The sequence below is a fragment of the Pseudomonas fakonensis genome, assembly GCF_019139895.1.
Classification (GTDB): domain Bacteria; phylum Pseudomonadota; class Gammaproteobacteria; order Pseudomonadales; family Pseudomonadaceae; genus Aquipseudomonas; species Aquipseudomonas fakonensis.
The window spans coordinates 2,172,502-2,193,730 of sequence record NZ_CP077076.1; the positions used below are offsets into that span (position 1 = coordinate 2,172,502).

15 protein-coding genes are annotated in these 21,229 nt (G+C 65.3%); 4 read left to right on the top strand and 11 right to left on the bottom strand.

Annotated elements, in window-relative coordinates; all coding sequences use genetic code 11:
* Nucleotides 1-383 precede the first annotated feature (383 nt).
* Complete coding sequence (locus tag KSS94_RS09820; RefSeq protein WP_217842786.1) at nt 384-1,376, top strand: exonuclease/endonuclease/phosphatase family protein; 993 nt, start codon at nt 384-386, stop codon at nt 1,374-1,376.
* Between the two features lie 8 nt (nt 1,377-1,384).
* On the opposite strand, the gene KSS94_RS09825 is transcribed toward KSS94_RS09820, so the two are convergent.
* The 9 genes from KSS94_RS09825 to KSS94_RS09865 all read right to left on the bottom strand — a co-directional run bounded on the left by KSS94_RS09825 (nt 1,385) and on the right by KSS94_RS09865 (nt 14,217).
* The gene (locus KSS94_RS09825) at nt 1,385-2,179 is read right to left on the bottom strand and encodes an endonuclease/exonuclease/phosphatase family protein (protein WP_217842787.1); all 795 of its coding nucleotides are present in this window, start codon (nt 2,177-2,179) and stop codon (nt 1,385-1,387) included.
* Between the two features lie 119 nt (nt 2,180-2,298).
* On the bottom strand, nt 2,299-4,452 hold the full coding sequence (glgX, locus tag KSS94_RS09830) for a glycogen debranching protein GlgX (protein WP_217842788.1): 2,154 nt from the start codon (nt 4,450-4,452) through the stop codon (nt 2,299-2,301).
* A 125-nt stretch (nt 4,453-4,577) separates the two neighbouring features.
* Nucleotides 4,578-4,832 (bottom strand): DUF2934 domain-containing protein, encoded by a 255-nt coding sequence (locus tag KSS94_RS09835; protein ID WP_217842789.1) that lies wholly within the window; start codon nt 4,830-4,832, stop codon nt 4,578-4,580.
* Between the two features lie 17 nt (nt 4,833-4,849).
* Entirely contained in the window at nt 4,850-7,624 is a 2,775-nt protein-coding gene (locus tag KSS94_RS09840) for a malto-oligosyltrehalose synthase (RefSeq protein ID WP_217842790.1), read from the bottom strand.
* Complete coding sequence (gene malQ, locus KSS94_RS09845) at nt 7,621-9,690, bottom strand: 4-alpha-glucanotransferase (RefSeq protein WP_217842791.1); 2,070 nt, start codon at nt 9,688-9,690, stop codon at nt 7,621-7,623. The genes KSS94_RS09840 and malQ overlap by 4 nt, the downstream gene beginning before the upstream one ends.
* On the bottom strand, nt 9,687-11,426 hold the full coding sequence (gene treZ / locus KSS94_RS09850; RefSeq protein WP_217842792.1) for a malto-oligosyltrehalose trehalohydrolase: 1,740 nt from the start codon (nt 11,424-11,426) through the stop codon (nt 9,687-9,689). The genes malQ and treZ overlap by 4 nt, the downstream gene beginning before the upstream one ends.
* 13 nt (nt 11,427-11,439) lie before the next feature.
* Nucleotides 11,440-12,999 (bottom strand): glycogen synthase GlgA, encoded by a 1,560-nt coding sequence (gene glgA / locus KSS94_RS09855; RefSeq protein WP_217842793.1) that lies wholly within the window; start codon nt 12,997-12,999, stop codon nt 11,440-11,442.
* Nucleotides 13,000-13,499: 500 nt separating this feature from the next.
* Nucleotides 13,500-13,958 carry an SgcJ/EcaC family oxidoreductase gene (locus KSS94_RS09860; RefSeq protein WP_217842794.1) on the bottom strand — a complete coding sequence of 153 codons (459 nt, stop codon included), beginning with the start codon at nt 13,956-13,958 and terminating at the stop codon, nt 13,500-13,502.
* Between the two features lie 91 nt (nt 13,959-14,049).
* Nucleotides 14,050-14,217 (bottom strand): DUF6026 family protein, encoded by a 168-nt coding sequence (locus KSS94_RS09865; RefSeq protein WP_217842795.1) that lies wholly within the window; start codon nt 14,215-14,217, stop codon nt 14,050-14,052.
* A 201-nt stretch (nt 14,218-14,418) separates the two neighbouring features.
* Between KSS94_RS09865 and gnd the strand changes: the two genes are divergently transcribed.
* The 3 genes from gnd to KSS94_RS09880 all read left to right on the top strand — a co-directional run bounded on the left by gnd (nt 14,419) and on the right by KSS94_RS09880 (nt 18,939).
* A complete protein-coding gene (gene gnd, locus KSS94_RS09870; RefSeq protein ID WP_217842796.1) occupies nt 14,419-15,402 on the top strand; it encodes a phosphogluconate dehydrogenase (NAD(+)-dependent, decarboxylating) in 984 nt (327 codons plus the stop codon).
* Nucleotides 15,399-16,901 (top strand): glucose-6-phosphate dehydrogenase, encoded by a 1,503-nt coding sequence (gene zwf, locus KSS94_RS09875; protein ID WP_217842797.1) that lies wholly within the window; start codon nt 15,399-15,401, stop codon nt 16,899-16,901. Before gnd ends, zwf begins: the two co-directional genes overlap by 4 nt.
* A 232-nt stretch (nt 16,902-17,133) precedes the next feature.
* On the top strand, nt 17,134-18,939 hold the full coding sequence (locus KSS94_RS09880; protein ID WP_217842798.1) for a glycoside hydrolase family 15 protein: 1,806 nt from the start codon (nt 17,134-17,136) through the stop codon (nt 18,937-18,939).
* Between the two features lie 18 nt (nt 18,940-18,957).
* Here KSS94_RS09880 and KSS94_RS09885 read toward each other — a convergent pair whose 3' ends face one another.
* A complete protein-coding gene (locus KSS94_RS09885) occupies nt 18,958-19,800 on the bottom strand; it encodes an HNH endonuclease family protein (protein ID WP_217842799.1) in 843 nt (280 codons plus the stop codon).
* On the bottom strand, nt 19,797-21,140 hold the full coding sequence (locus KSS94_RS09890; RefSeq protein WP_217842800.1) for an AAA family ATPase: 1,344 nt from the start codon (nt 21,138-21,140) through the stop codon (nt 19,797-19,799). Before KSS94_RS09890 ends, KSS94_RS09885 begins: the two co-directional genes overlap by 4 nt.
* Between the last annotated feature and the right edge of the window lie 89 nt (nt 21,141-21,229).

Sequence of the window (21,229 nt, forward strand, 5' to 3'; positions counted from 1 at the left end):
GTGTGATGTCACGTGCTGACGGCAAAACAGGGGCGACACAAACCAGCGCGCCAGCCTTTGCGAACGCGCACGAAGGCGCGAGCTAGAGGCCCGGCACGAATTTTTACTACAGGTGGTTCTGTTCAGCTAAGGAGACTGCGGCGCTTGCGTCAAGAAATCGTGAAAAGCCCGTTCATAGGCTGTGTTTTTTACTAAGTATCTGATTATTGGAGCAATTTTATGCCCAATAGCCGACTTCGCTATTTCTCGGGCAGGCGCTATGCCGAATCGTTGCATCGCGCGGCGAGGTCGGCCGCAAGTAGCCTCGTTTTCCCTCTGCTCAGCTTGCTTTCGGGCATGCAGCATCCAAGGGGTAACCCTTTGATCTGTGTGTGGAGAGTCCCATGAGAAAAGCGTTGTTGCTGATCCTGGCCATGAGCGTTCTGGCCAAGCTGCCTGCTGCAGTGGCAGCCCGTTGCGATTCACCGCTGGGTATTGGCGCGTGGAATATCGAATGGCTAGGCGCTGCACAGCGAGATGCTATCGGCCATCAGGCGCCTGCGGACATCGCCGGCTACATCAGCGCTGCCAAGGTCGATGTGTTGGCGTTGACGGAGATCTCGGTCACCCGCAATGCCAGCGGCAAGGCAATCAACCTGCAGTTGGAGCAGGCTCTGGCGTTGCTCGACAGCCAGGGCGCCGCCTGGCAATACCGTTTGTTCGATAAGCACCCCATGGCCGCAAAGCCCAATGATCAATGGACGGGATTGGCCTGGAACACCCACAAGGTGCAACTGACCGGTGGCCCCTGGAATGTGGCAGGGGTGGATGAGCAGCGGCGCATCGAGTTGTTGGGCGCCAAGTCCGGGGAGGTGGTGCTCAACCGCACACCGTATGCGGTGAAGCTGTCGGCCGGCGAGGGCCGAAGCGATTTTCTGTTCGTGCCGTTGCACCTGAAGGCCAACAGCGGCAAACCCACCCAGGCGCAACGTGAGCTTGAGGTGCACCTGATCCTCAAGGGGGTGGAGGCGCTGCGCGCGCAAACCGGTGAACAGGATGTGGTGCTGCTCGGTGATGCCAATATGCTCGATGCCGGCGAGCCTGCTGCCAAACTGCTTGGCGCCAACGGCCTGCGCGATTGCAACCAGCTTGACCAGGCCACCTGGCTGAGTACCGACCCTGCCTACCCGGATGCCCCGTTCGACCGCATCTTCGTCATGCGCGACCAGCCGGAAACCCAGGCCACGTGCCGGGAGGGCGGTGACCCCGCGCTGGCTTTCAAGGTGGTGACGCCGGGCGATTGGGTAGCGGGCATGAGCGCGCAGGCTTTTCGCCAGCGGCTCTCCGACCACCAGATGGTTCGCGCCGCAGTGTGTATCGGGCCCGATGACGATTGACCCGGCGCCTACAACCGCACTTCCACCGCCAGCGGCAGGTGGTCAGACAAATGCGTCCACGGCTTGTGCCCGAGAATCCGCGGCCTGTGGCTTTCGGCATTGCGCAGGTAGATGCGGTCCAGGCGCAGCAGCGGCAGGCGTGCAGGGTAGGTGCGCGCCAGCAGCCCATGGTGGCGCTCGAAGGCCTCGTGCAGGCCCTGTTCCAGCCTTAGGGTACGGTTGCCGCGCAACTGCCAGTCGTTGAAGTCGCCGGCAATGATCACTGGCGCATCGGCGGGCAGGGCGTCGAGCAGTTTGCGCAGCAACTGCAACTGCTGTTGCCGGTGGCTTTCGAGCAACGACAGGTGCACGCAGATGGCGTGCACCTGGCGCCCGCCCGGTACGTCCAGTACGCAGTGCAGCAGCCCGCGCCGCTCGGGGCCAGTGATCGACACGTCGAGGTTGCGGTGCTCGATGATCGGGTATTTGGACAGCAACGCATTGCCGTGGTGGCCGTCGGGGTACACCGCGTTACGCCCGTAGGCAAAATCGCTCCACATGCTGTCGGCCAGAAACTCGTACTGCGAGGTCTGCGGCCAGCCGGGGTAGCGCGTGGCGTGCCGGTCATGGCTGCCGAGCACTTCCTGCAGGAACACGATATCGGCCTCGGTGCTGCGCACCGCCTCGCGCAGCTCCGGCAGGATGAAGCGCCGGTTGAAGGCGGTGAAGCCTTTGTGGGTATTGACCGTCAGCACCTTCACCCGGTGCACGGGCGGGGCCTGGCTGACGCTGGCGAAACCTGGACTGCCGGCTTCGAGGTTCACGGCTGCTCCTGTCTTGGGGAACCTGTAGCGGCCCTATCGCCGGCAAGCCGGCTCCTACAGGAGCCGGCTTGCCGGCGATAGGGCCGGTACTGCTTACGACCCACCGGCGCCTTGCAGGTTCATTCCTCTTCCCGCTGCAACACCAGCAACAGCAGCGCGCGCCCCTGTACCTCGAACAGGCTGTCGAATGCCAGGTGCTGGGCCTTGCGCAGTTGCGGCCGGTCGGTGTCCACCAGCAGGCTCCAGTAGTCACCTTCAGGCACGGCCGGCAGCTTGAACGGCACCACGTCGTGGTAGGCGTTGACGATCAACAGCATGGTCGCCTCGGCGCCGGGCCGGGCGATGCCGCTTTCCTGGGCGCGGCCGTCCATCAGCATGCCCAGGCAGCGCCCGTGCGGGTCTTCCCACTGCTCGACGCTCATCTCGCTGCCGTCCGGGGCCAGCCAGGTGACGTCCTTCACGCCGATGGCCTCGTTGTAGTCGCCCACCAGAAAGCGCGAGCGGCGCAGAATCGGGTAGGCCAGGCGCAGCCGGGTCAGGCGCTTGACGAAGGCCATCAGTTCGGTGCCGTCCTGGTCCAGGTCCCAGTTCACCCAGCCGATCTCGCTGTCCTGGCAGTAGGCGTTGTTGTTGCCGTGCTGGGTGCGGCTGAACTCGTCGCCGGCAACGATCATCGGCGTGCCCTGGGCCAGCAGCAGGGTGGCGAAGTAGTTGCGCATCTGGCGCATGCGCAGGGCGTTGATCGCCGGGTCGTCGGTGGGGCCTTCGACGCCGCAGTTCCACGACAGGTTGTTGTGGGTGCCGTCCTGGTTGTTCTCGTCGTTGTCCTCGTTGTGCTTGTCGTTGTACGACACCAGGTCGCGCAGGGTGAAGCCGTCGTGGGCGGTGACGAAGTTGATCGAGCTGTACGGGCGCCGGCCACGGTTGTTGAACAAGTCGCCGGAGGCTGTGATGCGCGCGGCAAAGTCGGCGAGCATGCCTTCATCGCCCTTCCAGAAGCTGCGCACGGTGTCGCGGAAGCGATCATTCCACTCCGCCCAGCCGGGGGCGAAGTTGCCCACCTGGTAGCCGCCCGGGCCACAGTCCCAGGGCTCGGCGATCAATTTGACCTGGCTGAGCATCGGGTCCTGGCGGCAGGCTACGAGAAAGCCGTGCCGTTCGCTGTAGCCGTCGTGGTAGCGGCCAAGGATGGTCGCCAGGTCGAAGCGAAAACCGTCCACGTGCATTTCGCCGGCCCAGTAGCGCAGCGAGTCGGTGACCAGTTGCAGCACGCAGGGGTGGCTCAGGTCCAAGGTGTTGCCGGTGCCCGAGTCGTTGATGTAGTAGCGTTTGTCTTCGGGCATCAGCCGGTAGTACGAGGCGTTGTCGATGCCGCGCATCGACAGGGTCGGGCCGCGCTCGTTGCCTTCGGCGGTGTGGTTGTAGACCACATCCAGGATCACCTCCAGGCCCGCGTCATGCAGGTGCGCGACCATCTCCTTGAACTCGGCGATCTTGCCGCTGGCCAGGTAGCGCGGGTGCGGGGCAAAGAACGCGATGCTGTTGTAGCCCCAGTAGTTGTTCAGGCCCTTGTCCAGCAGGTGCTGGTCGTTGACGAAGGCATGGATCGGCAGCAGCTCGATGCTCGAAACCCCCAGCTCCTTGATATGCCCCAGCAGCTCGTCGTTGGCCAGCCCTGCGAAAGTGCCGCGCAGGTGCTCCGGCACGCCGGGGTGGCGCATGCTGATGCCGCGGGTGTGGGCCTCGTAGATGATCGTGCGTTCCCACGGAACAGACACACGCTGGTCGCGCCCCCAGGTGAACGCCGGGTCGATGACCTTGCACTTGGGCACGAACGGCGCGCTGTCGCGCTCATCGAACGACAGGTCGCCATCGGGGTGGCCGATGGTGTAGCCAAACAGCGCCTCGGACCATTTCAGGCTGCCCACCAGCTGCTTGGCGTAGGGGTCGATCAGCAGCTTGTTGGGGTTGAAGCGGTGGCCGTTCTGCGGCTCGTACGGGCCGTATACCCGGTAGCCATAGACCAGCCCGGGATGCGCGTCGGGCAGGTAGCCGTGGTAGATCTCGTCGGTGTACTCGGGCAGCTCGATGCGCTCGAGCTCGTGTTCGCCGCTTGAGTCGAACAGGCACAGTTCGACCTTGGTGGCGTTGGCCGAGAACAGGGCGAAGTTGACCCCCAGGCCGTCCCAGGTGGCGCCCAGCGGGAAGGGCAGGCCTTCGCGGATGCGCGACGGGGCGACGGAGCGGGTTTTCTTCGGGGTGCGGGGGCTCATGGCAGTCCTCGTGGGGCGGGGGGGAGGGGCCATCGCGGGGCAAGCCCGCTCCCACGCATAAACCAGTGCAATGGCGTGGGAGCGGGCTTGCCCCGCGATGAGGCCGGTACAGGCTTACAAAAGGCTCAACCAGCCGCTGGCTTCTTCGCCGCCCTGGGCTTTTTGGTCGCCGCAGGCAACGCCGCCACCTTGGGCTCTACCGGCGCCTTGGGCTTGGCCACCGCCTTCTTGCGTGGCGGGGCCTTGGGCGCCAGAGCCTCGGCCTCGGCCAGCTTGCGCGCCTTGTCCCAGTGCTCCTCCTCGCGCCCCTCGGGCTTACCTTCCGACTCCCAGATCTGATACGCGAATTCGCGAATACGCTTTTCATCGACACTCATCACGACGCTCCTGAATGCAATTAGGCATGATCAATCAACACATTGACCGGAAACTCCGCAAGCACGGTGCTCAAGTTCAGCTCCCTTGAAGGGCTGACCGCAGCACCACCGAAAAGTCCCGAGCAGTTGGCAGGCGACAAGGCAAACGGCAATACCAGCCGGGTATCGTCCCAGTTCTGCGCCGGGATCTGTGGGGTAGTGGCCGGGCCCAGCAGTGCGCTGGCCAGCCGCGGTACAACGATGATGGCGCGTACGCCGTCGCCCAGGCGGGCGAAGGCCAGCACCTTGTCGGCGTGGCGGCCTTGCACGGCAAGCGGCAGGTAGGCGCCACGCTGGAACAGTTCGGGGTGGGCCTGGCGGCAGTCCAGCACGCGGGCCACCAGCACCTGCTTGATACGGCCATCGCGCCAGTGTTCGAGCAGCGCCGGCAAGGCTGCGCTGTCGGCCAGGCTGGCCCGCCTCGCAGCGTAGTCCACCGGGCGGCGGTTGTCCGGGTCGACCAGGCTCAGGTCCCAGTACTCGTTGCCCTGGTACAGGTCGGGCACCCCCGGGGTGGTCATGCGCAGCAGGCACTGGGCCAGGCCGTTCAGCGCGCCGGGGCAGTCGAGCTGGCGCGCCGCCTGGTGCAGCGACTGGCGCAACTGCTGGCTCTGCTCATCCAGCAACAGGCCATCGACATAGGCCGCGCAGGCCTGCTCGTAACCCTCGTTGGGCGCCGCCCAGCTGCTGCGCAACTTGGCCTCGCGCAGGGCTTTTTGCTGCCACTGGCGGATGCGCCCGGCGTAGTGCTGCAAGGCGTCGTGGTCGTGCAGCCCGAGCGTCAGCGGCCAACTGCCGAGCAGGGTCTGCAACAGCAACAGCTCATCGCCCGGGCTCGGTGCCGGGCCATCTTCCAGGGCTTGGCGCAGCGGCGCCGCCAGCTCCAGCCAGTGCGCCACGCGGCTGGCCAGCCAGGGGGCACGTTCGCTGAGCACGGCCAGGCGCGCACGGCAGTCCTCACCGCGCTTGTGGTCGTGGGTGGCGGTGGCCAGCAGGTTGTCGGGGAAGTCGCGCAGGCGGCGCTGGGCCTCGTTGTGGAACCACGGCGCATCGGCGCTGAAGCGCTCGGCGGCAAAGCCCACGTCATTGCGCGACAGCAGCCGCCCCGAGCGGTAGAACGCGGTGTCTTCCACGGCCTTGGCGGCGCTGGGGGCGGTCAACTGCTGAAAACGCACGCAGGCGTGGCGCAGGTGCTTGCGTGGCCGCCCCGGCGGCAGTTGGCGCCAGGGTTGGCCGCCGAGCCAACGCTCCAGGTGCCCCAGCAGCGGCCAGTCGGCCTCGCCCAGGGATTGCCGGGCATCGTTCATGGCCTGCTGGAAGAACCCTTCGTCCTCGCCCGGGCGGCCGCAGGCGTTGATGTAGGTGCGGTACACCGGGTAGTGCGCCACCAGCGCCTGCAACGCCCGGCGGATGGCACCGAGGGTCAGGTCGCGGGTCATCAGGTCGTCGCGGGCCACCTGCAGCAGGGCCTGGGCCACCGACTCGCAGTCACCGGCCAGGCTTGCGTTGAGCACCAGCTGGCGGGCCGTGCGCACTTCCTCGGCAAACTCCGGGCGCTCGCTGACGCTTTGCCACAGCTCGGTAAGCGGGGCTTCGCCGGCCGGGTCGTGCTGCAGCAGCGACACCTCGTTCATGAACTCGTAGCCGGTGGTGCCGTCGGTGAGCCAGTCGCGGTGCAGGTGCTCGCCGGCACCGAGGATCTTCTCGACGTAGATCGGAAAATGCTCGACGGCGGCCTGTAGCGGCCGCTTTGCCAGCAACCCGTCAACCCGCCGGCGCAGGTTGCGGCAGTAGCGCCGCGGGTCGGCCAGGCCGTCGATATGATCGATGCGCAGGCCGTCCACCAGGCCGCGTTCGATCAGCTCGAACAGCTTGGCGTGGGTGGCTTCGAACACCGCTGCGCGCTCCACCCGCAGGCCGCCCAGTTCGTTGATGTCGAAAAAGCGCCGCCAGTTGATGTCGTCGGCAGCGGTGCGCCAGCTGGCCAGGCGGTAGACCTGGCGCTCCAGCAGCAGGTGCAGGCGCTTGAAGCCATCCAGCGTGGTGCTGTCGAAGGCGGCCAGGGCGCCGGCCAGGCTGGCGCCGCTGGCCGCCAGGCGCGCCAGTTCGAGGTGCAGGGGCGCGGTGTCGGGCAGCGGGTCGGCGGCTTCGTGCAGTGCACTGAAGTGCTGGGCCAGCGCTTGCAGGCGCGCATCGTCGGCCTGGCCGAGGATGCGCCCGTAGTCCAGCGGGCAAATCGGGAAGCGGTGCTCGTAGTGAGCCACCTCGAGCAGGCCGTGGGCGGCGTCGAAGGTCAGCGGGATCTGCCCCTGCTGCAAGGCCACGCCATAGTCGCTACCCAGAAACGGCAGCAGCAGTTGCCCGGCCAGCAGCGGGTCGCTGGAGTGCCACTGAATGTCGAAGAACTCGGCATACGGGCTGCGCCGCCCCCAGGCCAGCAGGCTCTGCCACCAGGGGTTGTCGGCGCCGCCCACGGCCATGTGGTTGGACACCGTGTCGAGGACCAGCCCCATGCCATGTTGGCGCAGCGCGGCCACCAGCCGCAGCAGCGCCGCTTCACCACCCAGCTCGGGGTTGACCCGGGTCGGGTCGACCACGTCGTAGCCGTGGCGCGAGCCTGCGCGGGCGGTGAGTATCGGCGAGGCATACACATGGCTGATGCCCAGCTGGGCGAAGTAAGGCACCAGCGGCACCGCGTCGTCCAGGCTGAAGTCGCTGTGCAGTTGCAGGCGCACGGTGGCGGTCAACGGCTTCATCGGTCGCGCTCCCAGGCTTGTTCGCGGGCCTGGGCCAGCAGCTCCAGGCGCCGCGCCGCGTGCTCGTCGTCCAGCAACTGGCGCACCGGGGCGGCAAAGCGCCGGCGCCAGTTGGGGTGGCCGTCGGTGGTACCGGGCAGGTTGGGCTGCTCGTCGTTGCCCAGCAGGTCTTCCAGCGGTACCAGCACCAGCGGCGCGCGGGTGTGGCCGATGTAGCGAATGGCCGCGTCGATCAAGGCAGCGTCATCGGCCTGGGGGCCGTAGTTGGCCTCCAGGATGCGGCGCAGGCCATCGCGTTCCAGCGCCCGTTCATGGCGCCAATGCAGCTCGGTGGCGGCGTCGATCAGTTGCAGGCGGTGGTTCCAGTCGATATCGCGCCCAGCCAGCCAGCCTGCCAGCGGCGCCAGGTCGTGGGTGCCGGTGGTGGCCAGGGCGTTGTCGGGCCAGTCGAGGATCGCCTTGAACTGCCCAGGTGCGGCCTGCTCGAAGGGCAGCACGCGCATGCCCAGCACGGCCTTGTCGGCCAGGCGCTCGCGCAGGCCCTCGGGCACCGTGCCCAGGTCTTCGCCAAGAATGATCGCGCCATGGCGCGCCGACTCCAGCGCCAGCAGGCGCAGCAGGTCGTCCAGCGGGTAGTTCAGGTAGGCGCCGTCGCCCGCCTTGGCCCCGCGCGGGATCAGCCACAGCCGGCGCAGGCCCATCACATGGTCGATGCGCAGGCCCCCGGCATGGGCCAGGTTGGCCCGCAGCATCTCGATGAAGGCGCGGTAGCCGTTGCGCTTGAGGCCTTCGGGGCTGAAGGCGCAGATGCCCCAGTCCTGGCCTGCGCGGTTGAGGATATCGGGCGGTGCGCCCACCTTGAGGTCGGCCAGCAGCTCGTCCTGACGGCTCCAGGCCTGGCTGCCGGCGCCGTCGGCGCCCACCGCCAGGTCGGCGATCAGGCCCACGCTCATGCCGTTGCCGCGGGCGGCGTCCTGGGCCCGTTGCAGGCTGCGCTCGGCCAGCCACTGGCAGAAGGCGTGGAACTCCACCCGGGCCGGGTAGGCATTGGCGAAGGCCTCCACCTCGGGGTGGTAAGGGTCGTGCCAGGCGGCGGGCCAGTTGCGCCAGTCGGCGCCAAGGCCGCTGGCCACGGCTTCTGCCTGCAACACCTCGAAGCGGCAGTGGTGCTCCAGGCGCTCGCCGCCGGCCGCGCGAAAGCTGTCGAAGTCCTTGCGCAGCGGGTGGTCGGCCTGGCTGAACTGCTGGTACAGCGCCTCGAGCAGGCGCAGGCGGGCATCGGCGGCCAGCGGCCAGTCCACCAGCGGCTGTTGCTCCAGGGCTTCCAGGGTTTGCTCAAGGCCGGCGGCCTCGATGGCCATGCGCACCTCGCGCTCGCCGAACAGTACCGTGGGGCTGGCGTACAGCACATTGAGCAACAGCCGGCTGGAGGGCGAGTAGGGGCTGAAGTGGTGCTGGCCGAACGCCGACAGGGTATGCAGCGGGCTGATGGCCAAGGCATCGGCGCCGCGTTCGGCGGCGCTGCGGGCCAGTTGTTCCAGGGCCAGGCAGTCGCCGTAGCCGCCGTCGCCCGGGCGGCGCAGGCTGTACAGCTGTACCGACAAGCCCCAGCAACGCGGTGGCGGTTGCTCGACGCGGTCTTGCAGGGCGTGGCAGCGCGGCGGCGCCACGGCCAGGGTGAAGGCGCGAGCGTCGATGGTCAGCTGGTGGTAGCCGACCGGCAGTTCGCCGGGCAGGCGGGCCTGGGCATCCAGCTGCAAGGCACGCTCGGCGCCGTCTTCCAGGGCGCACAGCACCGCGCTGCCAGCATTGAAATAGCGCTGCAGGTCGAGGGGTTGGCCCTGGTCGGCGGTCAGCAGCGGTGGCAGGTGCTCGCTGTCGGTCGCTTGTTCGACCGCCTGCAGGCTGGCAGCGATGGCCTGGTCGTCGCCTGCCGGGTGGCCGAGGCCGGCCAGTACGTTGCGCAGTACCTGGTCGCTGACCTGCTGCGGGCGGTTGTTGGCGTCGATCCAGTCGCGCGCCAGGCCCGCCTTGGCGGCCAGGCGGTGCAAGGGGTGTTCGCTCATGGCGTCTCCTGTGCGGGGGGCAGCAGGCTGACCACGCAACTGTGCGCGGCCAGCGTCGAGTCGGGGTGGGCGTTGTCGCTGCTGTCGTACAGGCGTTGTTCCAGGGCCGGCAGTTGCGCAGGCTGGGGTTGGCTGGCGAGGTTCAGGTCGATGCGCAGTTGCTGGCCATTGCCCAGCTGCCAGCGGGCGCTCAGTGCCTTGTCGCCGAGCACTTCGCTACCCAAGGCGCGGGCCCCGGGCAGGTGCGGGGTAACGTGTTGGCGGCGCAGGGTCAGCAGTTGCTGGTACAGGCCGTGCCAGCCGGCCAGCACGTCCTTGTGCCCGGGCCGCGAGGCTTCGAAGGTGGTGGCGGCATTGGGGTCGGGGATGCGTTCGCGCTGCCGCGGGTCGGCAAAGGCGGCGAAGTGGGCGAACTCGCCGCGCCGCCCTTCGCGCACGGCATCGGCCAGCTCGTCGTGAAAGTCGGTGAAGAACAAGAACGGGTCGCGGCTGCCGTCGTCGTCGCCCATGAACAACAGCGGGATCATCGGCGCCAGCAGCAACAGGGTGGTGGCCGCGCGCAGGGCCGGCGGCGGGCACAGGCGGGTCAGGCGCTCGCCCAGGGCGCGGTTGCCGACCTGGTCGTGGTTTTGCAAAAACAACACGAACGCGCTGGGCGGCAGGTGCCCGCTGGGCTCGCCGCGGGGCGTGCCGTGGCGGTTGGGTTGGCCCTGGAACACGAAACCCTCGGCCAGGCAGCGTGCCAGCTGGTCGATGGGCCGCGCCTTGTAGTCGGCGTAGTAACCCTCGGTTTCGCCGGTCAGCAGCACGTGCAGGGCGTTGTGGCCGTCGTCGTTCCACTGGGCGTCGAAGCCTTGCTCGAGCAGGCCGGCCTGGTTGTGTTCGTTTTCCAGCACCAGCCACACCTGGCGGCCTGGCTCCACCCCCGCGCGCACCCGTTGCGCCAGTTCGCGCAAGAAATCCGGCTGGTCGATGGCGTGCACGGCGTCCAGGCGCAGGCCGTCGCAGCGGTAGTCGCACAGCCACATCAGCGCGTTCTGAATGAAGTATTCGCGCACCTCGGCGCGGCGAAAGTCGATGGCCGCGCCCCAGGGGGTCTGGCGGTCATCGCGAAAGAACGGGCTTGCGTACTGGTGCAGGTAGTTGCCGTCGGGGCCGAAGTGGTTGTAGACCACATCCACCAGCACCATCAGGCCATTGCCGTGGGCTTCGTCCACCAGCCGGCACAAGGCCTGCGGGGTGCCGTAACTGTGCTGCGGGGCGAACGGCAGCACGCCGTCGTAGCCCCAGTTGCGCTCGCCGGGGAACTGCGCCAGGGGCATCAGCTCGATGGCGCTGACCCCCAGCTGCGCCAGGCGCGGCAGCACCTGGGCCACACCTGCGTAACCGTCCAGCAGGCCCACGTGCAGCTCCTGGATCACCGCCTCGTGCCAGGGCCGGCCCTGCCACGGGTGGCGCCAGGTGTAGGCGTCGGGGTCGACCAACTGGCTGGGGCCTTGCACACCCTCGGGCTGGTAGCGCGAGGCCGGGTCGGCCACCTGCAGCTCATCGTCGATGCAAAAGTGGTAAAGGTCGCCCGCCTGGCAGGGGGCGACGCCGGTGTACCAGCCATCGTCGGGCAGCAGCTCGATGGCTGGCTGCCCGGCAATTTCCACGCTCACGCGGCGCGCATCCGGTGCCCACAGGGCGAAGCGCGCCGAGGTGGCGTCCAGTAGCTGTGCGCCATGCCTGTGCATCGTCACGCTCCGCTTAAAGGTGGGCTTGCTGGGTCTGCCTGACCAGGTCCTCGTACAGGCGTGCGTAGGGCTCCACCGCCTGGCACCAGTTGAACGGCTGGGTCATCGACAGGCAGCGCATGGCGTTGAGCAGGTCTTTCTTGCTGTAGGTGTAGAAGGCCCGGCTCAAGGCTTCGCGGTAGCTTTCGACGGTGGAGTCGTCGAACAAGAAGCCGGTCACGCCGTTCTCGATGGTGTCGGCCAGCCCACCGGTGTTGCGCGCCACCGGCAGCGAGCCGAAGCGCTGGGCGTACATCTGGCTCAGGCCGCAGGGCTCGTAGCGCGAGGGCATCAGCAAAAAGTCGGAGCCGGCGAACATGCGCCGGGCATCGGTTTCGTTGAAGCCGATGCGCACACCGATGCGCCCCGGGTGGCGCAGTGCCAGTTCGCGCATGGCTTGCTCTTCTTCAGGCTCGCCACGGCCGATAATGGCAATCTGGCCGCCTTGCTCGACGATGTAGTCGGCCACCCCAAGCGTCAGGTCCAGGCCTTTCTGGTACACCAGGCGCGACACCACGGCAAACAGCGGCCCCTGGCTCGGCAGCAGGCCGAACAGTTCGCGCACCTGCTGGGTGTTGCGCGCCTTGCCGTCCCAGTCATTGATGCTGAAGGTGTGGTGCAGGTGCTGGTCGGTGGCCGAGTCCCAGCTTTCGTCGATGCCGTTGGGGATGCCGCCCAGCAGCCCTTGCTGGGCCTTGCTGGCCAGGAAGCCGTCCAGGCCGCAGCCAAACTCCGGGGTGGTGATTTCGCGGGCGTAGGTGGCGCTTACCGTGGTGATGTGGCTGGCGTAGGCAAGGCCGGCCTTGAGGAACGACAGCTTGCCGTAGAACTCCATGCCCTCTTGCTGCATGGCATGTTCGGGGATTGCCAGCTCCGGGCTGCAGCCACGGCCATACACGCCCTGGTAGGCCAGGTTGTGGATGGTGAACAGGGTCGGGGTGCTCAAGCCGCGCCAGTGCATGTAGGCCGGGGCCAGGCCCGCTGGCCAGTCGTGGGCGTGCACCAGGTCGGGGCGCCAGTGGGCCATGCCTTCGCCGGCGGCAATCTCGGCCGCGGCCAGGCCCAGGCGGGCGAAGCGGATGTGGTTGTCGGGCCAGTCGCGGCCGTTGTTGGCGCCGTAGGGGGTGCCATCACGCTGGTACAGCTCGGGGCAGATCAGCACGTAGATCACCAGGCCGTCGGCCAGGTCCATGCGGCCGATCTTGCACGGCGGCAGCGCGGCGTGGCCGCCCAGTTCGCCGACGATGTGGATGGGGTTGTCGCTTTCCATCACCTGGCGGTAACCGGGAATCAGCACCCGCACATCGTGCAGGTGGGCCAGCGCCCGGGGCAGGGCAGAGGACACGTCGCCCAGGCCGCCGGTCTTGACCAGGTCGGCGATTTCCGAGGTGACGAACAGGACTTTGCGCTTGTTCGGGTTGTGCTGGCGCAGCGCGCCGGGTGCCTTGACTGTCGGGGCGAGGCTGGGTGGCAGCGGCTCGCGGTTATCCGGGTTGAATGAATCTGCGTGTGGCTCGACAGCGGCACTGATCATACTTCTCTCCGTCCCTTGTGTTCGCGGGGTGCGTTGCGTTGGCTCGTTGTGGTTCTCTCTGTTTTCGGTGTTGCATCTTCGTAGTGCGGTCCTTGCCCCATATTTGTGCGCGCAGGCACGGCACGCCTGGCACTCCGGCCAATAGGCGTGTGGACTGGTTGGGGTGGGTGGGCCGAGCGAGAGGAAGTCCCTTTGCAATGGCCTACTTAGTTCCTGACCTGCCCGTGTTTCGGAAAGTTCGACTTTTTTACGTCACGTTTTCCGAGCAAATCGCGGGCCGAATCTGCAGTGTAGGAGACGAAGCGGCATTTATGTGACCAGCGGGTCACTAAACTCTCGACCGTTCGTCCTCGCAAACGTTGGCGGGGTTGGGGGATGTGAATGAGGCGGCTCCCACAGGGATCTCATGGCACTCAGACCTGCGCTGTACCTGTAGGAGCCGGCTTGCCGGCGATGAGGCCGGCCCTGCAAAAGGCAGTGAAAGGGTTAGCCCCGAGCCATCAATCCCGCGGCAGCATCGACGAATGATGCTGGCTGATCAGCCAGCGCTGGCCATCGAAGCGGTAGGTAAAGGTGTAGCGCGCCGCCAGCCGCTGCCCGGTAGCGGCAAAGTCGAAGGTATACAGCCCGGCTGCGGTGGCCTCGTTGCAGCCGCTTTGCACCTCGTGGGTGTCGAGCTTGCTGCTGGGGCGGTCCAGCAGGAACTTGCGAAAGTAATCCAGGCGCGCTTCAGGGGTGAGCCGCGGCGTTGCAGAGACGGTCGGCAGCAACACCGCATCATCGCGGTACAGCGCCGCCACCTGGGCGGCGTCGCCGCTCTGCAGGCTGGCATTCCACTGGTCGAACAGCTTGAGCAGCTCGGCGGCGCCTGCGCTGCGGCATTGTGGGGTATTGGCCTGGGCGTGCAGGCTGGGCAGGCAAAGCAGGGCGAGGGTGCAAGCGAGGGTTACGCGGTTCATCGGCAGCGCCTATGGCATGACAGGCCCGGGGTGGGCCTGCGGCGCAGCTCACTGTAGGAACGGCGCCGCCGGTGGCGTATCGGAAAAACCGTCAGCGAATGAGCGCTTTTTCCCCGTTGCCGGCCTGTTGCAACAGGCTGTTCAGCAGGGCCACCTGTTGCAGCAGTTGGTCACGTTCGTCCTTCAACTGGCGCAGCTCGTCACGGCGGATGGTGACGTAGAGGGTCTGGGTGGGGGTTGCAGGCATCAGAGTACCCATGAGCACACCTCGCGTTTCTGGCTGGTGACAAGGGAAAGCGTAGTCGCTTCACGCGGCGCGCATTCTGAATTCTTTCCCTGCCCATGGGAACTTTTTTGTTTATCGTGGTCGTGCCGTTCGTCGGTGAACCCTTGGGCGGCAGGCTGGACTAACCTGAAACCTTCAACGCGTGTCATCCATTGCTAACGGGAGCGTCGGCACATGCAACTGGGAATCGTCGGGCTGGGCCGCATGGGCGGCAATATCGCAAGGCGCCTGATGCGCGCCGGCCATCGCAGCGTGGTGCATGACCGCAGCCGCGAGGCCATCACCATCCTGGAAGGCGAGGGCGCGCAAGGGGCCCACGACCTCGGCGCGCTGGTGCAAAAGCTCAAGGCGCCGCGCGCGGTGTGGGTGATGCTGCCGGCCGGCGAGCCCACCGAGCAGACCATCGCCCAGCTGGCCGAGCTGCTGGAGCCGGGCGATGCGATCATCGACGGCGGCAACACCTTCTACAAGGACGACATGCGCCGCGCCGCCGAGCTGGCCAGGCGCGGCCTGCACTACCTCGATGTGGGTACCTCCGGCGGCGTCTGGGGCCTGGAGCGTGGCTACTGCATGATGATCGGTGGCGAAAAGGACGTGTTCGAGCGCCTGGAGCCGCTGTTCAAGGCCCTGGCCCCCGGCGTTGGTGACATCCCCCGCACCCAGGGGCGCAGCGGCGAGCACCAGCGCGCCGAGCATGGCTATATTCACGCCGGGCCCCCAGGCGCCGGCCACTACGTGAAGATGGTGCACAACGGCATCGAGTACGGCCTGATGCAGGCCTACGCCGAAGGCTTCGACCTGCTGCGTAGCAAAGGCGGTGACGAGCTGCCAGAGGAGCAGCGTTTTGACCTGAACCTGCCGGAAATCGCCGAAGTATGGCGCCGTGGCAGCGTGGTGACCTCGTGGCTGCTGGACCTCACCGCCGATGCCCTGGTGGCCGACCCGCAGCTCAGCCAGTTCAGCGGCTCGGTGTCCGACAGCGGCGAAGGGCGCTGGACCATCGACGCCGCCGTGGAGCAGGCGGTGCCGGTGCCGGTGCTGTCCAGCGCGCTGTTCGCGCGCTTCCGCTCGCGCCAGCAGCAGGGCACCTACGGTGACAAGGTGCTCTCTGCCATGCGCCTGGGCTTCGGTGGCCATGTGGAGAAAAAAGGCCAATGACCGAACCGAAAATACCCGCTGCACCGCCTTGCACGTTGTTTCTGTTCGGCGCCAATGGCGACCTGGTCAAGCGCCTGCTGATGCCGGCGTTGTACAACCTCAGCCGCGACGGCCTGCTCGACCGCAACCTGCGCATCGTCGGCGTCGACCATAACCCGGCCACCGCCGAGGAATTTGCCGGCCGCCTGCATGCTTTCATGCAGGAGCGCGACAAGGTCGGCGAAGGCGCCGCCAAGTGCCTGGATGAAAAACTCTGGGCACGCCTGGCCAAGCGCCTGGACTACCAGACCGGCGATTTTCTCGACCCTGCAACTTACCAAGCCCTGGGCAAACGCATCGACAAGACTGCCCACGGCAATGCCATTTTCTACCTCGCCACCTCGCCGCGCTTCTTCCCCGAAGTGGCCCAGCGCCTGGGCGAGGCGGGCCTTCTGGATGAGTCCGCCGGCGGTTTTCGCCGGGTGGTGGTGGAAAAGCCCTTCGGCACCGACCTGGCCAGTGCCGAGGCGTTGAACGCCTGCCTGCTCAAGGTGATGAGCGAGCGGCAGATCTACCGCATCGACCATTACCTGGGTAAAGAAACGGTGCAGAACATCCTGGTCAGCCGTTTTTCCAACGGCTTGTTCGAGTCGTTCTGGAACAACCACTACATCGACCACGTGCAGATCACCGCCGCCGAGACCGTCGGCGTCGAAACCCGCGGCGCCTTCTACGACAACACCGGCGCGCTGCGTGACATGGTGCCCAACCACCTGTTCCAACTGCTGGCCATGGTGGCCATGGAGCCGCCGGCAGCGTTCGGCGCCGATGCCGTGCGCGGCGAAAAGGCCAAGGTGATCGGCGCCATCCGCCCCTGGTCGACGAAGATGGCCCTGAAAAATTCGGTGCGCGGGCAGTACGCGGCCGGCAAGCAGGGCCGCAGGAAGCTTGCCGCCTACCGCGACGAGCCCAACGTGGCCGAAGGCAGCCAGACCGAAACCTACGTGGCGCTCAAGGTGATGATCGACAACTGGCGTTGGGCCGGGGTGCCGTTTTACCTGCGTACCGGCAAGCGCATGAGCGTGCGCGATACCGAGATCGCCATCTGCTTCAAGCCGGCGCCCTATGCGCAGTTCCGTGAAAGCGAGCTGGAGCGGCCCAAGCCCAACTATCTGAAAATCCAGATCCAGCCCAACGAGGGCATGTGGTTCGACCTGCAGGCCAAGCGCCCGGGGCCGGAGTTGGTGATGGAGAACGTCGAGCTGGGCTTTGCCTACAAGGACTTCTTCAAGATGACCCCGGCCACCGGCTACGAGACGCTGATCTATGACTGCCTGACCGGCGATCAGACCTTGTTCCAGCGCGCCGACAACATCGAGAACGGCTGGCGCGCGGTGCAGCCGTTTCTGGATGCCTGGACCAGCGGGGAGGTGCATGAGTACGCCGCTGGCGAGGATGGCCCCGAGGCCGGCAACGAGCTGCTGAGCCGCGATAAGCGTGAGTGGCATCGCCTGGGTTGAATACCTGCGCGGCGCATACCCCTGTAGGAGCGGCCTTGTGTCGCGACCGGGCTGCGCAGCAGCCCCGGCGATTTTGCATGATGCGTAGATATCGGGGCCGCTTTGCGCCCCTTTCGCGACACAAGGCCGCTCCTACAGGGATATGTTTCGGCTTTGCTGGTCACCCCCAGCGGAACGTCCAGCCCCATCCCGGCATCCAACCCTGCGAACCCCGCCAACCGCAGGAGCCCCGATGCCCGCCCACATCGAAGACTACGCCCTGATCGGCAACTGCCGCAGCGCCGCCCTGGTCAGCCGCGACGGCGCCCTCGACTGGCTGTGCCTGCCGCGCTTCGACGCCCCCGCCGTATTCGCCGCCTTGCTCGGCAACGAAGAGAACGGCCGCTGGCGCATCGCCCCCAGCGACCCGGTAGAACACTGCAGCCGCCGCTACCTGGACGACACCCTGGTGCTGGAAACCACCTGGGTTACCTCAAGCGGCCGCGCCCGGGTGCTCGACTGCATGCCCCTTGGCGAGAGCAACGCGGTGCTGCGCATCGTCGAAGGCCTGGCCGGCGAAACTGTCTTCGAGATGGACCTGGTGCTGCGCTTCGATTACGGCCGCAGCGTGCCCTGGGTGGAAAAGATCGACCCGCTGACCCTGAGCGCCGTGGCCGGCCCTGATCGGCTGATTCTGCGCAGCACCACTGCCACCCACGGCCAGGACCACCACAGCGTCGCGCGCTTTCGCGTGTGCGCCGGCCAGCGCCAGGTGTTCAGCCTGTGCCACCAGCCCTCGCACCTGCCAGTGCAGCCCGGCTGCGATGCCGACCACGACCTGGAACACACCATCAACCACTGGCAGGCCTTCGCCGCCCGCTGCCCCGACGTCGGCCCCTACACCGCGCTGGTGCGCCGCTCGCTGCTGACCCTCAAGGCCATGACCTACGCCCCCACCGGCGGCATGGTCGCCGCGGTGACCACCTCGCTACCCGAACGTGTGGGCGGCGAGCGCAACTGGGACTACCGCTTCTGCTGGCTGCGCGATGCCACCATGACCTTGCTGGCGCTGATGAACCTGGGTTACTTCGACGAAGCCCAGGCCTGGCGCGAATGGCTGCTGCGCTCGGTGGCCGGCAACCCCGAGCAGATGCAGATCATGTACGGCCTGGCCGGCGAGCGCGACCTCACCGAGTTCACCTTGCCGTGGCTGGCGGGCTACGAGCACTCGCAGCCCGTGCGGGTGGGCAACGCTGCTGCCGACCAGTTGCAACTGGACATCTATGGCGAGTTGGCCGACGCCATGAGCCAGGCCATTCGCGGTGGCCTGCCGCGCCACCCACGCAGCGCCGCCATTGCCCGGGCGATCATGCCGTACCTGGAGCGTATCTGGCGCGAGCCGGACGAGGGGCTGTGGGAGGTGCGCGGCGGGCGTCAGCACTTCGTGCATTCCAAGGTCATGGCCTGGGTGGCCTTCGACCGCTCGGCGGGGCTGGCCGAAACCACCGAGGAGGGGCGTGAGCAGGCGCGGCATTACCGCGAGGTGGCTGACCGCATTCGTGAGGAGGTTTGTGCGCAGGGGCTGGATGCCAGTGGCAGCCATTTCGTGCAGGCCTATGGGTCTACCGAGCTGGACGCCAGCTTGCTGCAAATTGCCTTGACCGGGTTTTTGCCGGCGGATGATCCGCGCTTTTTGCGCACCCTGGAGCAGATCGAGAAGCGCCTGCTGCGTAACGGGCTGTTGCTGCGCTACGACAGTGACAGCTGCAGTGACGGGCTGACGCCGGGGGAGGGGACGTTTTTGGTGTGTTCGTTCTGGTTGGCGGATGTGTATGTGCTGTTGGGGCGGCAGGGGGAGGCTCAGGCGTTGTACGAGCGGTTGACCGGGCTTTGCAACGATGTGGGATTGTTGGCCGAGCAATATGACCCGGCGGGGGGGCGCATGCTGGGGAATTTCCCCCAGGCGTTCAGCCATATCGGGATCATCAATACGGCGTTGAATCTGCACCGGGCACAGTGTCCGGTGCGGGATCGGGCGAGGTGCAACACCAACTGGTAGAGCCCGGCAACTGAACCCTTAAAGCATGTTCCATTGCTTCAGGAAAAATCGTTTCATACCTGCAAAGGGACGAGCGTCCCCTGCCTGTCGACGGATGCGAACCAGCATTTCCTGCTTTTTCTCGTCGGAGGCGCTGCTCTCCTGGAATGCCAGCACCGAGGTTTCGAGGCCGTCATATGCCTGCCAGCGAAGACGTAAAAGTTCTACGCGGTTTAAACCCAAGGTTGACACCGCTGATGCTACTGCCCGTGCAGCATCGGGGTCGCCTGCCGGTGGAACAAGCCAGACTTCCTCGGTTTCTGGGATGACACGCCAAGCGAAATAATGTTCGGGGTTGTCGATGTAGGGATTGGGCAGGTCGGCGTCTTCTGTCGAGAAGAGTGCTTGTATGGCAGCATCATTCGTCTTGGCAGGGTCAGGACACAGTGAAGATACCAACACCTCGAGTGTTCTAGTTATCGTGGGCTTCGCAACGGGAATGACGGGTGCAGCGAGTCGCGGGCCAATAATTGTGAAGTTATCGCTTTTGTAGGATTGGTTGCATATCTGGCAGCTGAACGTGTAATTGTCATAGCAATAGGCGAGCCACCAGTACAGACTCTTGGGGCGAAAGTGCTCGACGTCGCCATGAGCGACCGCTGCCGTGTCAGCCTCACAATAAGCACATTTGTCATGCGATTCTTTTTTCAATTGTTTTTTGGCTGTTTTCCATTTTTGCCTTGTTTTTATCTTAAAGTTTACAGTGCCGTTGCCGCCATCTTCGTAGTAGTAGTCGAGTAACGCGTTCAGCTTGTTCTTCAGGTGGGCGCCGGTATAGGCTCTGATGTCAGCGGCCTTGCGAGAGCGCGTTATTTTTATCACTGTTCGCTCCCCAGGCGCAGGGTGATGCTTTTGATTTTTTCGGCAGAAATCTGTGGTTTTTTGGTTCGCGAGCCTTTGACGGGGGTGCCGAGCGAATGTTTTAGTGAACGAAGCAGTTCGGCTTGCTCTTTTGCATAGTGCGGTACGATATCCCAATTCGGGGCATCGCTCAGTATGGTTTGCATGTCTTTCAAGCGACGTTTTTCGGCGCTGCTCAGCGGGCTGGTTTTGAAAGTCAGCTCCCGCACAACGGCGCGCGCTCGTTCAACCTCTACAGAGTCTAGAGACTCGAGCCCGAACATGGGGCTCATCAGAAGTTGATGGAGCATCATTTTTCGAGGTTCGCCGATAAAAGGAATGAGTTTGGGTGATTGATCGACGCTGTCTCTTCGAATCACATAAAGCTCATCCTCACCGCTTTGCTGAGCCGTCAGCGCAGAATGCGTGGTGGCGATAAACTGAAACTTAGGCAGGATGGACGAAAGGAAATCAACCAGCCGGCGCCGCCAGACGGGGTGCAGGTGAAGGTCAAGCTCGTCAATCAGTAACACGCCACGCGTGGCGAGTGGGTTTTTACGGTCGGGAAAGGTCTCGGTAATCCTGTAAAGCAGGTCGCCGCACCAGGCGGCCATGTTCTGGTATCCATCGGAGAGCTGGCTAAGGGGGATTTTCCCGTCGACGGTATCAAAAATTATCTGGCGCGTTTTTCTATCGATGTGGGAAAACGTCATGCCGGGAAGCAACTTGTCCAGTGCTTCTCGGACCGCGTGCATTGAATGCTCGCCCTGTCGATAGTCGAGATCCATTATCCACTGTTCCAATGACACCAGCTGGGCGTCAGCGGAGAACATCGTCATCAGGCCTTGTGCGCGGGGTACGCGCGAACGCTCATCGGGGAAGGTCGATCTGGCTTTTGTTGCAGTTGGACGCCTTGAGACACCATAGGCAAGTACGAAATAGTTTCGTTCTGCCTTGAAAATGGCATTGTCCAAGGCTTCGAGTGAGGCTTGGTTATTTGAGAATATCTGCCGTATGCCATCGCCTCGATTGATTTCCAGCGAAATGTTACGAAGTTCTCCGGCCGCGGTGGTCAATGTCCCTTCGATTCGGCATTTTTTTGCGCCGTTGCGAATCCAGGCATCAGGATCACCCAGCAGTTCCGGAAGGGCTTCACTGCCTGCCAGCAGCAAGGCCATCGCCCTTAAAACCGAGCTTTTACCACAGCCGTTTTCGCCGAGTAGAAGCGTCCAGCGACGCGTGTCTTCAGTTGCAGTTCGAAAGTCGAGGTTCAATGATTCGATTGACCTTACATCCTGCAGTGCGATCTTTACCAGATACATCTTGAACCTCTTCTTGTAGCGAAATTTCGTGTCATATTGATACGCGCATCAGTTGCGTGCATACAGGCTTTCGTAGGCGGTAATCCGCA